Genomic DNA, 14,320 nt, shown 5'->3' on the forward strand with positions numbered 1-14,320 from the left:
TACTTCGATATTTATTTATCTCTAAATTGCAACGTATCATCAGATTTGCTAAGGCAAGAATAGCGATTTCTAACATATGAATCAAATTTAATAACTATACGCATTATCAAGCAAAATTTACACTGTTTTTGGAGAAAATAAAGTGAGATGAAAAAGAGCGAGCAGGATCAGAAAATGTCTCAAACTGTTTACAGTGCGAGCGAAAGAGAAGCTCTAGATTTTCATAGTCGTGGTCGACCAGGAAAGCTTGAGATTGTTGCAACAAAGTCTATGGCAACACAGCATGATTTAGCACTTGCTTATTCACCAGGTGTTGCAGTTCCAGTTAAGGCAATTGCTCAAAATCCAGCACTCGCTTACGATTATACAGCAAAAGGCAATCTTGTTGCTGTTATTTCAAATGGTACAGCTATTTTAGGGTTAGGCAATTTAGGTGCCCTTGCCTCTAAGCCGGTCATGGAAGGCAAAGCAGTGCTGTTTAAGCGTTTTGCGGATATTGATTCCATTGATTTAGAAATTGATATAAATGATACGGAAAGTTTTATCAATTTGGTGCGTCATTTAGAACCTTCTTTTGGTGGAATCAATCTTGAAGACATTAAGGCACCTGAGTGCTTTATGATTGAAAGCCGCCTACGCGAGGTGATGAATATTCCTGTTTTTCACGATGATCAACATGGTACAGCGATTATTGTTGCTGCGGGTGTTCTCAATGCTTTGACTTTAACAGGGCGCGATATGCAAAACACGCGGTTAGTCTGTAATGGTGCTGGTTCTGCTGGGATTGCTTGTATTGAACTGATTAAAGCAATGGGCTTTCGTTCTGAAAATATCATATTATGTGATACAAAGGGCGTGGTCTATGAAGGTCGTAAAGAGGGAATGAATCAGTGGAAATCTGCGCATGCTATTCGAACGGATAAACGTACGCTTATGGAAGCAATGGAAGGAGCAGATATATTTTTCGGGGTTTCTGCTAAAGGTGCTCTTACCCCTGAAATGGTAAAATCCATGGCGCCGCAGCCGATCATTTTTGCTATGGCCAATCCCGATCCAGAAATTACGCCGGAAGAGGTTATGCAAGTGCGTCATGATGCTATTGTTGCAACAGGGCGTTCCGATTATCCAAATCAGATTAATAATGTTCTCTGTTTTCCTTATATATTTCGTGGTGCGCTTGATGTGCGTGCAACAGTTATTAATGAAGACATGAAGATTGCTGCGGCAAGAGCTCTTGCTGATTTAGCGCATGAGGAAGTACCTGACAGCGTTGCAGAAGCTTATCGTGGAAAGCGATTAAAATTTGGTCCTAATTATATCATTCCCGTTCCTTTTGATCCGCGTTTGTTCACAGTTGTTTCAATAGCGGTAGCAAAAGCAGCAATGGAAAGCGGTGTTGCACAAAAGAACATAGATGATTTAGAGGCCTATGAGCGTGATTTAAATGCGAGGCGTGATCCTACTTCTTCGATAATGCGTGGGGTTTATAACCACGTTCGTCAAGCGCCAAAACAAATTGTTTTTGCAGAAGGTGAAGAAGAACAAGTTATGCGGGCAGCCGTTTCTTATGTTCATCAAAAATTAGGACAAGCGATTTTGGTTGGTCGGGAAGAGCAAATAAGAGAAGCAGCTGTTATCGCTGGAATTGATTTGGAGCGTGAAGGTATTTCTATTATAAATGCCAAGCTTTCTTGCCGTACAGATGCTTATGCGAATTATCTTTATAAAAAGATGCAGCGTCAAGGCTGGCTGTTGCGTGACTGTCATCGTCGTATCAATAATGATCGCAATTATTTTGCTGCGTGTATGGTGGCACTAGGAGATGCTGATGCAATGGTTACAGGGGTGACACGCAATTATGAAACAGCGTTGATCGATATACGTCGGGCAATTGATGAAAAACCAAAAGAACGATTGATTGGTATTTCAATGGCCATTTGCCGTGGCCGAACTGTGTTTATTGCCGATACAGCTGTTTATGAAAATCCTAATGCTGAAGAATTTGCTGATATAGCGGAACAAACAGCTTCGTTTGTGCGTGGATTTGGATATCAACCACGGGTAGCATTTTTAGCATTTTCTACGTTTGGCTACATGAAAGGGCAGACGACGCAGCAAATTCAGGATGCAATTAATATTTTGCACGAACGCAAGGTTGATTTTGAGTTTGATGGAGAAATAAGCGCTGATGTGGCGCTCAATTCCAAATTGATGCAGCAATACCCATTTATGGGATTAACAGAGACTGCTAATATTTTAGTTATGCCTGGATATCACGCGTCTTCCATTGCCAGCAAAATGTTACAAGAACTTGGTGAAGCAACCATCATTGGTCCTATTTTAATTGGATTGGAAAAATCTGTCCAAATTGTACCATTTAGTGGAAGCGATACAGATGTTGTCAATATTGCAATGCTTGCGGCTTATCATGCCGAAAAAGTCATCTAAAGGAAAAAAAGCCCCTAATATACCAATAATATATCAAGGGGCTTTTTGATAGCAAAAAAAATAAATTTTTTAAGAGGGCTGTATTTGACTGTCCTTTTGTTCTTCAGAAAGACGCTTTTGGAAGAGTGCTGCAAAATCAATAGGGTCAATCCACAAAGGTGGAAAACCACCACTTTGAGTAGCATCAGATATAATTTGGCGAGCAAATGGAAATAAAAGACGGGGACATTCAATAAAGACCAGTGGCATAACATGTTCTTGTGGAATGTTTTTAAGGTGGAAAACACCACCGTAAATCAGTTCTACATGAAATAAGGTTTCAGTGTCATCATTGGCTTTAACGGAGAGAGACAAAACGACATCATAATTATCATCACCAATTGGGTTAGCATTGACGTTAATATTGATATCAATTTGTGGTGACTTTTCACGTGCACGCAATGAACGAGGAGCACCAGGGTTTTCGAATGATAAATCTTTTAAATATTGAGTTAATACAGCAAAAACCGGCTCTCCACCACTGTTATTCATTTCACCTTCGGCCATACGACGAACCTCTCTCATTATAATATGTATATTTATTTTAGATCTAAAGACCAGATTGGTTATCACGCCTTGCAAAAGGTTGCAAGAAATGCGCTCTTTATCTTGAATATTTTTTTAGTTTGTTACAGGTTTTTTAGGCATTTCAATGGTTATCATCATTTTTGCGCCATGGAGATTCTGTCGTATCATGAATTGTGTAATCTTCTGCGTTAAGGTCAATTATTTTTTCAGAGTCATTTTTTCTTTTAGTATTTTGATTCATTTTGTTTTTTAATGATGAAAAGAAATGCCAAACAACAGAGCGAATTGGTTTAATAAGAAGTAATATTCCCAAGAGATCAGTTATAAAGCCGGGAAGAATAAGTAAAATCGCACTGAACATAATGAAAGCATCATTGATAATATTATTTTCTAATGTGCGTCCTTGGATAAGTTCAGTTTGTATGTTTTTTAAAAGGCTAATCCCTTGAATTCGCAATAAAACAACCCCAACTATGGTTGTGAGAATAACCAGACTCAAGGTTGCTAAAATACCAATTTCTTGACCAACAAAGATAAAACCAGCAATCTCGATTAAAAGAATGCAAAGAAAGATAACAACAAAAAAACGAGGATTTATAGAATAAAGTTTTATCACATGAAAATTTCCTTCTGGATGAGTAGGGGGAGAAATTCTTAAGAGAACTCCGTTTAAATATAAAATCTATAAAAATATTTGAATGATAAGATTCCTTATTTTACATATTTATTGATAAATGGTATTGACTGCAATGTTTATTAGAGACTTAATCTTTGGAGATTGACAGCGCCTATGGAATTTGACGTTATACTTGTCATCGCTCTTGTTATTATGGTTGTTATTTTTGTGCAACTCCGTAATGTATTAGGGAAACGAATTGGGTTTGAAAAGCCACCCTTTGATCCTTATTCACGACGTTCTAAAAAACAAGATGAGACAGAAACGACAGATAATATTGTTTCGTTCCCTCATCAGAAAAATTCAGAAAAAGGCAATTTTAGTGAAATTGATGAAATTGCACCAGAGGGAAGTATTTTGAATAAAAATTTGCGAGCACTGCGTAAAATTGACCCGCATTTTTCTCCTCAATTTTTTATAAAAGGTGCACAAATTGCTTATGAAATGATTGTAACAGCTTTTGCCAAAGGTGATCGCAGTCAACTAAAAAGCTTGCTTTGTCAGAATGTTTTTGAAAACTTTTGTACAGCGATTGAACAACGAGAAAAAAACAAAGAAAGAATAGAGTTTACTTTTGTTGGAATTAATAAGATCGAGTTTGTCTCGGCGGCAATACAAGAAAAAGACGAACTTTTAACGATACGTATTGTCAGTGAGATGATTTCTGTTACTTATAATGAACAGGGCGAGCGTATAGACGGTGATCCTGATGCTATTGTAGAAATCAGGGATATTTGGACTTTTGTTCGCAATAGTTTATCATCAGATCCCAACTGGAAGCTTTTTGCTACAGAAAATGAAAATTAAAATACTTTTTGTTTTTCTTCCATAAGCATTCAATGATTTATGAGAAATTAAAATGTCCTCAAGTAAATGGAGACAAAAAAGAGATTTATTGGCTTCACAAGATCGCCTTTTATGGGAGATGGTTTGTCGTACGATAACACCGCTTCACGGTAAGATGCTCTCTTCTACTTCAGAAACTATTGCAAATATTAATGATAAAAAACAGCCTGTAACTCAAATCTCCTTATTGTCTCAGGAAAATCAACAACCCTCGACAATTATTAAAAGAGAAAAGAGGGCAGTTACACAAGCACAAAAGGTTCATTTCTTTGATCATGTTGCACATCGTAAAATTTCCCAAGGTCGTTATCCTCTTGAGGCGCGTCTTGATCTCCACGGTTATATGCAGGAAGAAGCTTATTTTTTCTTAAAAAAATTTCTACAATCCTCTCAGCAGAGAGGATTGCGTTATGTTCTTGTGATTACAGGAAAAGGACGATCCGTTGGGAGCGATGGAGCTTTGTATAGATTTGTTCCGTATTGGTTATCAACACCAGCTTTTCGATATTATGTCCATGCGTTTGAAAAAGCAGCGCGTCAACATGGCGGAGAAGGTGCGCTTTATGTTTGGTTGCGCCGTTTCGTATCGGGAAAAGAAATGTGATGTTATTGAGGTCGTTTCAGGTTCAATATTGATTTTATAAGATCTCGTATGTTACAGGTTGTAGAAAGGATGTGATAATATACTGATTAATAACGATAATTAATTATTTCCCATATATTGCGCAAAAACCTTAAATACAATATTCCCTTATTTTTTAATTTTCTTATAAAGACATTGTTTTACACTCTCTCATTGCCTCATGCTTTTGTTTTTACAGATTTAATGTGATAACAGCACTCACGAAAAACAGAATGTTTCAGGCAGAACATACTTATACTACATATTCACATGCTTATTAAAAAAATATCTCCTAATATTTTCAAATTCATTTTATGGAAGGGCGTGTAAAAAGTAATCTCCATGAGGTGTACAAAATTCATTGTACACCACCATCTTTACACTTACATATAAAGTGCAAGGTTGGATATTCTAACGTGATTTACCACTTCCCAATATGGCGATAGCCCTTGAATCCTCCTTAGTACTTGAGAAAGTTTATAAGCGGTGTGTCTTTCTTTAAGTGTTTTTACTCTACACGGCTCTCGTCTCGTTTGTGATGTGCAAACGAAAGATTTTTATTAATTCAATATAAGAAGACTTAAAATGAGAGAGTCTTATCATATTTGCGGATCTAATTCAGGATGTAAAATGATAAATTGTTTTATAAATCAATGCATTAATCTATTAAGTATATGAAAAATAAAAACATGAGAAATTAAGAAACTACGTTCTTCAAAAGATATTGCTACTATGGATAGTTTTAAAAACTGTATAACTGAATTAAAGAGAATCGTGAAAATAAACAACAATAGACATTTTACAACACGTAGCCACACACTCGCATCAAAAGATACAATTTACGATGAATGCTTTCATGAAGAAATTTTTTCATTCATTAAAGAACAAATTTCTTTCTCATAATAATTCAATAATTAAAAATAATGAGACGTAGAATACGAGATTCAATCGGAGGATATTACACTCTTATCCGACGTCTTTCAGATATTGGTTGAAATGCTAGCTTAGCGTGAAAGGCACAATAAGGGCTATTTTCATCAGAATCTGCACCACAAAAATGAAAATCTGCTGATAATGGATCGCCAACCGGCCATCTACATGTATTTTCACTCAATTGTAGAAGATTAAGTTGACGTGATATAGGCACAACTACATTGGATTTTGTGGACATATCAACTTCTTTTACATCTTCCACTACAAATTCTGTCTTTAAAGCGGTTTCTTCAATACTTACAGCTGATGTGTTTATTGGCGATACCGTAGATGTGTTGCGACGCACACGTGGAGATGATGGGCTGCTGCTTCCCACGGGAGTTTTTTGCGCACGCGTACTTCCTTGTGCTGTCTTACCACGTCCTGGTAACTTTAATCGATGTACTTTGCCGATGACTGCATTTCTGCTGACCCCACCTAATTGAGCAGCAATTTGACTTGCACTTAATCCTTCACTCCAAAGCTTTTTAAGAAGCTCAACGCGTTCACATGTCCAACCCATACCAGCACTCCATTCCGATTACGTCACTAAGATGCTCTCCCCCGTTGCATCTTCAAATGTTTAAATAATGTTTTCATTACGCTGAATGAAAGAACTTTACACTCTACGTGAGCATAAAAAAATCATCCAACCTGTGGATTTACAAATCAAAACACATCATCTTGCTTATTATATTGTAAATTACAATATGCACTCACTCTATGACAAGAGTCTTTACCTCTTGAAGAGTTTATTTAGAATGTTTTCCCCAACTTGCAAATCAATCATAGGTTAAACTTTCACTTTTGTTTAAGGTTTTTTCCAAAATGCTTATTTGTAGAACCTTCATTGACTTTTTTTCAATTGGTGTAATGATCTATTCCATAGGTGTAATCATTAATCGCAATGAAAGTTGAAAGCACCGTAACGAAATGTACCATGTTGTTTTATTTATAGTGTTGCTTTGTATATATATTGAAAAGGTTAAAATATAAAGGAAATTATGATGGACACCATCTCTGTACAACCACTTTATGAATGCTTCGCACGACGAAATTTGCATTTTGAACAAGGGCATGGTGTATGGCTTATTTCCGATAAAGGAGAACATTATCTTGATTTCACATCTGGCATTGCTGTTAATGCATTAGGGTATTCACATCCAAAATTGGTTGATACACTCAAAATACAAGCTGAAAAGCTTTGGCATGTTTCCAATCTTTTTCAATCTCCTGAACAAGCAGCTCTTGCTACGCGGCTTTGTGCAAATAGTTTTGCAGATAAGGTTTTTTTCTGCAATTCAGGCACTGAAGCATTAGAATGCGCATTTAAAACAGCGCGTCATTATTACTATGCCGCTGGTCATTCAACACGCATTGAAATAATTACTTTTGAAGGGGCATTTCATGGACGTACACTTGCAGCACTTGCTGCGACTGGGCATGAAAAATATCTTGAAGGCTTTGGACCTAAAGCTGGTGGATTTATTCAAGTCCCTTTTTGTGATGAAACCGCTTTGCGTAACGTTATTAATAAAAATACCGCCGCTATTCTTATTGAACCTATTCAAGGAGAAGGAGGAATACGAACGGTCCCTCATGAATATTTAAGATTTTTGCGCAAAATATGCGATGATAATGGTCTGTTATTGATTTTAGATGAAGTCCAAACGGGTGTAGGACGAACAGGAAAGCTTTTTGCCTATGAATGGAGTGATGTCACGCCTGATATTCTTACCCTTGCAAAAGGACTAGGAGGTGGATTTCCATTAGGTGCTTGCCTTGCAACGGATAAAGTTGCAAAAAGTATGACACCTGGGACGCATGGATCAACCTTTGGAGGCAATTTGCTTGGAATGGCTGTAGGAAATAGTATTCTTGATATTTTGTTAGAGCCAAGTTTTCTCAACCATATTCAGCGTATGGGGGATAAATTAAAAAATGGACTTTTGCACATTCTCAATATCTATCCTGATATTATCTGCGCTGTTCAGGGGATGGGGCTTATGATGGGCATTCAGTGTGTTGTGCCTTCAAATCTTGTTGTTAATGCTTTGGAAAGTGAATATCTCTTAAGTGTTGCTGCCAACAATAACGTTGTGCGCTTATTGCCTCCTCTTATTATCAAGGAAGAAGAAATAGATGAAAGTTTGCGTCGTATTGAAAAAGCAATTTCTTATCTTTCGAAAATAAATAAGGACAGACAAATATCACACACATGACAAATGCTCTTCGTCATTTCACGGATTTATCCATTTTAACGCCAGCAATGGCACGTGCATTAATCGATTATGCAAAAATCCTTAAAGCATCTTTTAAAGCAGGAAAAGGTTCAAAACCTTTTATAGGTAAAACGCTCGCGATGATTTTTGAAAAACCATCCACACGAACCCGTATTTCATTCGATATCAGTATGCGCCAGCTTGGGGGAGATACAATCATGCTCACGGGCTCAGAGATGCAGCTTGGTCACAGTGAAACTATAGCTGACACGGCTCGAGTTTTATCCCGTTTTGTGGATATCGTGATATTACGAACAACAAAACATCAACGTATGCTCGAATTGGCACAATATGCACAAATTCCTGTCATTAATGCCCTTACAGATGATACACATCCTTGCCAAATTTTAGCAGATATCTTAACCTATGAGGAACATAGAGGGCCAATTGCTGGCAAAATATTTGCATGGATGGGAGATGGTAATAATGTGCTCCATTCCTTAATTGAAGCTGCAGCTCTTTTTGGTTTTCATTTGCGTGTTGCCACACCAAAGGGCAGTGAACCACAAGAACAATTTGTACATTGGGCACGTGAGCGGGGAGCGCATCTTATGCTAACCCATAATCCCCAAGAAGCGGCTCAAGATGCTGATTGTATTATGACCGATACATGGGTCTCCATGGGACAAGAGTTTCGTGCTCGCAGTCATTCTATTTTTCAGCCTTATCAAGTCAATGAAGCTCTCATGAAATTAGCAAAACCGGATGCTCTTTTTATGCATTGTCTTCCTGCTCATCGTGGTGAAGAAGTGGTTGATTCTGTGATTGATGGACCGCACTCCGTTGTCTTCGATGAGGCTGAAAATCGTCTTCATGCTCAAAAAGCAATTCTTTCTTGGTGTTTACAAGATGCATTTTTCTCTCCACAATAGCCTCTCTACAACAAATTATATAAAAAAGGTAAAGCTATGAGTGAACAAGCTAAGGATGAAGCCTCTCTCAACAACAACTTCTTGCATGAAGATGATAGTGTTATTCCCTTTCAAGTTGAAGAACTTGATATCCGTGGACGTGCCGTACAACTTGGGGAAACTTTAAATTCTATTCTCACAAGACATCAATACCCTGAACCGGTTTCTTATCTTCTAGCAGAAGCTTTACTTTTAACGGTTCTGATTGGAACTTCTCTAAAACTTACGGGAAAATTTATTCTACAAACCCATTCCGATGGACCGGTTAATATGTTGGTGTGCGATTTTTCGCCTCCTTCCAGTTTACGTGGATATGCTCATTTTGATAAGGAACAGCTTAAACAAGCCATAGACAATGGTCAAACCTTTTCAGAAATACTTTTAGGAAAAGGCACTTTAGCTTTCACAATTGATCAAGGTCCCCACATGCAACCCTATCAAGGGATAGTTGCATTAGAGGGATCAAATTTACAAGAAGCTTCTCGTATTTATTTTGATCAATCAGAGCAAATTCCTACCGATATTCGTTTGGCTGTTGCCATATTAATTAATCGTGATCAACAAGGAAAACCGCAGAAAAGTTGGCGAGCTGGAGGTATTTTGACCCAACTTTTACCCCAAGAATCGTCTCATCATAAAATAGATGCTCCTCATCAAAAGCGAGAAGAAACGAAAACTCATACCCAATTGGATAACCAATGGCAGGAAGCTAAAATACTCATGAAAACGATTGAAAGTTCAGAATTAACAGATCCCCAAGTGGGTAGTAAACAGTTATTGTTTCGTCTTTTTCATGAACAAGGTGTTAGAGTTTTTAATTCTTTTTCTCTTGTCGATCAATGTTCTTGTTCATGCGAAAAAATTAAAGGAATCCTAGAAGGATTTCCTATTGATGAACGCAATAAAATGGTTAAAGATAACTATATTTCAGTCACATGTGAATTTTGCTCAAAAACGTATCGTTTTACACCGCAAGAATTTCTAGAAGAAAAAACATAATCAAATATTTTTCATAAAAAATGATGATTGCAACAAAAGCCTATTTTATTTGCGTCATAAAAGTTTACGCATAAGCTCATATGAACTTCTAGAATATTTCTTGTTTTAGAGTTTTTTTAGTGTATACGAGTGATCTTTCTGTTGAAATCAGTAATTACGTCATAGAGTGCTTAAAAAAGAGTTCTCTGTAAAATATATTTCCTCTTCTCGAAAAAGCTTCTTTTGTACTTTTTACATCTCAAAAGTTTATTTCTTACAATGAATTCTTTTATAATGTTCATTGATAAATTGATTATGTACTCATAACTTATCTTCTCTGTTAAATGAGACTTTTTGATTGTAGTCATATTTTCTTACTCGAATTTATCTTATTAAGACTCAATAAAGCTTATTAGTTATAATCATAAGGGAAATTATCGAGAGAATAAGAATGTATAGATTCAATATAGGCTTTATGGAGTCTATTACGAACAGATAAGTGTAATGGGAATAAATATAACAATGACGCTGCAAAAAAGCAGATTTATTATTTTATAAAGATGAGAATAGTGGTGAAGTCCCCTCATAACAATGTGTATTTCAGATAAAAAAGCGGAGAAAAAATACTATATGATTTTGAAAACAATAGTTTGTTGCTGTCATTAAGCTAACGATGGTTCTATAGCAATATTGTTTTGTCTAAATAATCAAAACTAAAGCTCCCAAACAGATATTTAATCGCTAAGGAAAAATGAAAACTACTTAAAATTTTTGTCATATTTGGGAGGTTTGTTCTACAGATATTTCTTTACATATGTTTTTGAATCAACAATGATAATACTCTTGTCAAATTTTTCTAAGAAGAATAAGTGGCCGTATAAATAAAATAGCAATACATAGCATGATAAAACGTTATGTTTTTACAAACCTCCATTATTTTTCTTCTGTCATAATCGCTTGTTCAATTTTTGGTAGAATTTTTTTTTGATAAATTTGCCATGTTAAGGGACCAACATGTTTGGCAATAATAATACTCTCTTTATTCAAGAGAAAGGTTTCTGGTGGTCCATACACCCCCCAGTCAATAGCTGTATATCCTGAATCATCAAAGCCAATAAATTTAAAAGGATTACCAAAACTGTTTAAAAAGCGCAGGGCATTTGCTTTGTTATCTTTATAATTAATGCCAATTAGATCAAAACGTTTATCTTGTGCAATTTTCATAAGAAGAGGATGCTCTTCGCGACAGGGTAAACACCAAGAACCCCAAAAATTGACCAATGTGACACGTCCTTTAAACTGTTTTGAATTGAGATAACTTTCTTTATCAAGAAGAGGAAGATAAATATTGGGAGCAGGTTTTTCAGCTAATGCGTTTGGGAGAAGAGAAGAATCTTGAAGGTGTTTTTTATCCATAAAGTTGAAAAAAAACATCATGAGAAGAAGAAAAAGCACAAATGGTCCAAAAAAAACAAGCAGAACAGGCAAAGATATATTTTTTTTAAGTTTTGGAGGGATGTTTTTCATTATACTTTATCTTTTTGTGACAGCTCTTTTTTGTTTAGCTGTTGGAGAATTTTTTTTTGGTAGAGAGCTTTGCAAAGAATATATCCAATAAGACATAAGAGGGATATTGCAGAAAGCACATAGCTTAAAACAACAATTTGCTCGTGTTTAAGGGTGCTCAGGAAAAAATCAATTTTCTGAGATAGATTTCCTAAAAGTCCGCCGTGGATGCCATTTAGGTCGAGCATAATGAAGCGCCTATTGTTGTGCACGACGGGATTTTTTTATCTGAAGTATTTGGATATAACGATGATTGATTTCATTTCGCATAGCCATCAAATAGAGCGTAATAAACATAAAGATGAAACAAAAGAGCATTGTTATAAGGGGCCATAACATAGCATTGTCGATTGTTGGTCCTCCAGTGCGTAACAATGATGCGGGTTGATGCAATGTATTCCACCAATTAACAGAAAATTTAATAATAGGGATATTAACAAATCCAACAAGTGTAAGAATTGCAGTAGCGCGCGCGGCTTTTATTGGGTTGTCGAAAGCTCGTCCAAGCAGGATAATAGCAAGATAGATAAAAAGTAGAATTAAAACTGATGTTAACCGAGCATCCCAGACCCACCATGTTCCCCATGTAGGTCTCCCCCAAAGTGCTCCTGTCATGAGAGCCAAGGCGGTAAAAATTGCTCCAATGGGCGCCCCACATTTGAGTGCCACATCAGCAAGATGATATTTCCAAATCAAATTTCCTAATGCCGCGGCACTCATCGTTATATAACAGAATGTAGACAACCACGCAAAGGGTACATGAAGGTACATAATCTTAACAGTAATCCCTTGTTGATAGTCATCAGGGGAATGCATCACAAGAATCAATCCAAAGATAAGAAAACACAATGTTATGCTGGCTAACCAAGGCAAAATCATTTTGCTTATTTTCATGAAATGGGTAAAACTTATAGGGAGTGATCTCATTTTATATGTGCGCATTATTTCATTCATAAAATTCATAATAGGCAGAGTTTTGCTATGCGGCAATCAACTTTTATTATTCTGATAAAAGTTTAAGCGTTATCGCAGCAACAAAAGAGCTAAAGAGACTCAAAAGAAGTGAAAAAGCGCTGAGAAGAGCTAGGGAAGTGAGAAAAGAGGTATTTGGGTTTATTGGGGCTGTAGCAGCGGAAACACCAAAAATCATAATTGGAATGATCCACGGCAAGATAATGATAAAAATAAGCAAAGTACTGTGCAACAATGAGGTTGCGAGTGCAGCGCCTATAGCACCAATAAAAATAATAGCTGGTGTTCCGCATAAAAGGGTAAGTATTGTTGTAAAAGTTATTACTACATCTAAATGAAGCATGAGGGCTAAAATAGGTGTAGCAAAAATAAGAGGAAGCATTGTTCCTACCCAATGGGCAAGACATTTGGTAAAGACAATTAGTGTAAAACTTTGTCTTTGTTCTGAAAGGATAAATTGGTCGAGATTACCATCATCGCGATCGATTTGGAAAAGTTTGTTCAGATTGAGGAGCCCTGCAAGAAGGGCTCCAAACCACAATATACCCGGTCCTATTTGTGCAAGAGTTTTGGGATCTGGTCCAATGGCAAAGGGGGTTATGACAACAACAGCGATGAAAAACAATAATCCTGTTAGTGAAGTAGCTTGTAGCGCTAATAATAGTTTAAGATCACGCCAGAACAGTGCTTTCATTTTATTCTCTTTATTCTCTCCTAGAGAGGTAAAAATTTTTCCAGAGCGATGGTATGGTTTTCTGGAATACCTAGGGAATTATGAGTCGCGGCGATAATCATACCACCTTGATTGAGATGACGCTGGAAAATACGGGCAAGGAGTTTCTGAGCATGGTTATCGAGACCAGATATTGGTTCATCCAAAATCCAAATAGGACGATAGGAGAGTAAAAGACGGGCAATAGCGACACGTCTTTGTTGTCCAGTTGACAGAGTGTTAAAGGGTAAATGTTCAAGATCAGAAAGACCAATATCGGCAAGGGCTTCATGCACAAAGCGTAAATGTTGACCATAAAATTCTGCCCAAAATTGCAAATTATCAATGACAGATAAGAGAGGTTTCATAGCGTTTTGAGGACCAAGGTAATGACAGGCAGTTGCAACAGGGTATGTTTGATTATGGTCTTTAAGGATTATATGACCTTCAGCAGCTTCAAGAAGACCGACAATGATTCGGAGTAATGTAGACTTTCCGATACCATTAGGACCGGTGATTGTCATAAGTTGCTGTGAAAATAAACAAAAAGAAAGACCTTGAAACAGAATTTCCTCGTTTCTGTAAGCAGCTAGATCTTTGCCTGATAACACCATGTGATTGCCTATTTTGTTTTTATTTTCATATTCTTTAGTGCATTATAGAATAAAAAACACATTTTTTATGCAATTGTACCTAGAATAGTTCTAGAAATAGTTCTATAAGGGGTACCTTACATCAATATCTGGTGTAAAATGGTTTCTGGCGCTG

At 36.7% G+C, this 14,320-nt stretch carries 12 protein-coding genes and 2 pseudogenes; 6 read left to right on the forward strand and 8 right to left on the reverse strand.

Annotation, left to right across the window (positions count from 1 at the left end):
• Positions 1-147 precede the first annotated feature (147 nt).
• Positions 148-2,448, forward strand: a complete 2,301-nt coding sequence (locus ACFIMU_RS03170; protein ID WP_375606175.1) for an NADP-dependent malic enzyme — start codon at positions 148-150, stop codon at positions 2,446-2,448.
• A gap of 69 nt (positions 2,449-2,517) precedes the next feature.
• Here the strand turns inward: ACFIMU_RS03170 and secB are convergent, their stop codons facing one another.
• Positions 2,518-2,994 (reverse strand): protein-export chaperone SecB, encoded by a 477-nt coding sequence (secB, locus tag ACFIMU_RS03175; RefSeq protein ID WP_375606176.1) that lies wholly within the window; start codon positions 2,992-2,994, stop codon positions 2,518-2,520.
• A 142-nt stretch (positions 2,995-3,136) separates the two neighbouring features.
• Positions 3,137-3,631, reverse strand: a complete 495-nt coding sequence (locus ACFIMU_RS03180; RefSeq protein WP_375606177.1) for an FxsA family protein — start codon at positions 3,629-3,631, stop codon at positions 3,137-3,139.
• A 174-nt stretch (positions 3,632-3,805) separates the two neighbouring features.
• Between ACFIMU_RS03180 and ACFIMU_RS03185 the strand changes: the two genes are divergently transcribed.
• Both ACFIMU_RS03185 and ACFIMU_RS03190 read left to right on the forward strand, forming a co-directional pair.
• Positions 3,806-4,498, forward strand: a complete 693-nt coding sequence (locus ACFIMU_RS03185; protein WP_375606178.1) for a Tim44/TimA family putative adaptor protein — start codon at positions 3,806-3,808, stop codon at positions 4,496-4,498.
• Between the two features lie 52 nt (positions 4,499-4,550).
• Positions 4,551-5,141 (forward strand): Smr/MutS family protein, encoded by a 591-nt coding sequence (locus ACFIMU_RS03190; RefSeq protein ID WP_375607863.1) that lies wholly within the window; start codon positions 4,551-4,553, stop codon positions 5,139-5,141.
• A 976-nt stretch (positions 5,142-6,117) separates the two neighbouring features.
• Here the strand turns inward: ACFIMU_RS03190 and ACFIMU_RS03195 are convergent.
• Positions 6,118-6,654: a GcrA family cell cycle regulator gene (locus ACFIMU_RS03195; protein WP_375606180.1), complete on the reverse strand. Its 537-nt coding sequence runs from the start codon at positions 6,652-6,654 to the stop codon at positions 6,118-6,120.
• A 484-nt stretch (positions 6,655-7,138) separates the two neighbouring features.
• On the opposite strand from ACFIMU_RS03195, the gene ACFIMU_RS03200 reads away from it, so the two are divergent.
• Genes ACFIMU_RS03200 through ACFIMU_RS03210 form a run of 3 tightly spaced genes read left to right on the forward strand, consistent with a single transcriptional unit; the run spans position 7,139 to position 10,323 of the window.
• Positions 7,139-8,353, forward strand: a complete 1,215-nt coding sequence (locus ACFIMU_RS03200) for an aspartate aminotransferase family protein (protein ID WP_375607982.1) — start codon at positions 7,139-7,141, stop codon at positions 8,351-8,353.
• Entirely contained in the window at positions 8,350-9,285 is a 936-nt protein-coding gene (gene argF / locus ACFIMU_RS03205) for an ornithine carbamoyltransferase (RefSeq protein ID WP_375607862.1), read from the forward strand. Before ACFIMU_RS03200 ends, argF begins: the two co-directional genes overlap by 4 nt.
• A 36-nt stretch (positions 9,286-9,321) precedes the next feature.
• Entirely contained in the window at positions 9,322-10,323 is a 1,002-nt protein-coding gene (locus ACFIMU_RS03210) for an Hsp33 family molecular chaperone (protein ID WP_375607861.1), read from the forward strand.
• Between the two features lie 912 nt (positions 10,324-11,235).
• Here the strand turns inward: ACFIMU_RS03210 and ACFIMU_RS03215 are convergent.
• The 5 genes and pseudogenes from ACFIMU_RS03215 to ccmA all read right to left on the reverse strand — a co-directional run bounded on the left by ACFIMU_RS03215 (position 11,236) and on the right by ccmA (position 14,166).
• The gene (locus ACFIMU_RS03215; protein ID WP_375606183.1) at positions 11,236-11,829 is read right to left on the reverse strand and encodes a DsbE family thiol:disulfide interchange protein; all 594 of its coding nucleotides are present in this window, start codon (positions 11,827-11,829) and stop codon (positions 11,236-11,238) included.
• Positions 11,804-12,056 (reverse strand): annotated as a pseudogene (locus ACFIMU_RS03220) (hypothetical protein). Before ACFIMU_RS03220 ends, ACFIMU_RS03215 begins: the two are co-directional and overlap by 26 nt.
• Positions 12,044-12,822, reverse strand: a pseudogene (locus ACFIMU_RS03225) (heme ABC transporter permease). Before ACFIMU_RS03225 ends, ACFIMU_RS03220 begins: the two co-directional pseudogenes overlap by 13 nt.
• A gap of 46 nt (positions 12,823-12,868) precedes the next feature.
• Positions 12,869-13,534, reverse strand: coding sequence for a heme exporter protein CcmB (gene ccmB, locus ACFIMU_RS03230; RefSeq protein WP_375606184.1), 666 nt, complete (start codon positions 13,532-13,534; stop codon positions 12,869-12,871).
• Positions 13,535-13,554: 20 nt separating this feature from the next.
• On the reverse strand, positions 13,555-14,166 hold the full coding sequence (gene ccmA / locus ACFIMU_RS03235; protein ID WP_375606185.1) for a heme ABC exporter ATP-binding protein CcmA: 612 nt from the start codon (positions 14,164-14,166) through the stop codon (positions 13,555-13,557).
• Positions 14,167-14,320 lie beyond the last annotated feature (154 nt).

Origin of the sequence: Bartonella sp. AC70YNML, from assembly GCF_042196545.1 — a bacterium.
In the GTDB taxonomy this organism is placed as follows: Bacteria; Pseudomonadota; Alphaproteobacteria; order Rhizobiales; family Rhizobiaceae; genus Bartonella.